This window comes from Mesorhizobium sp. M0808 (genome assembly GCF_040320025.1).
Classification (GTDB): domain Bacteria; phylum Pseudomonadota; class Alphaproteobacteria; order Rhizobiales; family Rhizobiaceae; genus Mesorhizobium.
In genome coordinates, this window is record NZ_JAMYOX010000130.1 from 1 (window position 1) to 720 (window position 720).

Genomic DNA, 720 nt, shown 5'->3' on the forward strand with positions numbered 1-720 from the left:
AAAACATTGGCGAAATCCGCTCCCAGTTTGCATCCCGGAAAGCGGGGCCTGCGGCCATCAAATTTCCTTGGATAGGGAGTAAGGTGAAGTACACTTGATTGAACAAGAGACCGTTGTGACAGGCTCTCTGGCCTTCATCTCAAGACTTTGCGATGCCGACCTCGCCGCGCTGACCAAACGGTGGCACGAGCGCAGCTATCGACACAACGAGCTAATCATTTCCCACGGCGACACTGGTCGCGATGTCTTCTTCCTGCTGGAAGGACGGGCTCGCGTGACACTGGTTTCAGCGGACGGCAGGGAGATAGCGTATCGCGATGTCGAACCGGGTGACATTTTCGGGGAGCTCGGAGGCATTGACGGGATTGCACGCTCTGCCAGCGTAGTCGCGCTGGAGGCAACCCGCGCTGCACGGCTGTCCGGCACAGCATTCCGGGATATCGTGATGACCCACCCGACTTTTGCCTGGATGCTGCTTGAGCATCTGTCTGCCCAGCTCCGGCGCATGACCGAGCGGGTATTCGAATACAGCACTCTGGTCGTGCGAAAACGGCTGATCGTCGAGCTCCTGCATCGGGCGGAGAAAGCCGCACTCGCGGACGGCGAGGTGTCCATAAGCCCGGCACCGACGCATTCCGAGCTGGCGGCAACGATGAGCACGCACAGGGAAGCGGTCTCGCGCGAAATGAGCGACCTCGCCAAGAGAGGCCTGATCGAAAA

The 720-nt window shown here is 59.6% G+C and carries 1 protein-coding gene; it reads left to right on the top strand.

What is annotated here, in order from left to right; genetic code table 11:
* Positions 1–115 precede the first annotated feature (115 nt).
* Positions 116–720: Crp/Fnr family transcriptional regulator (locus NKI25_RS36300; RefSeq protein ID WP_353000985.1), on the top strand; the 605-nt coding region annotated here is incomplete at its 3' end.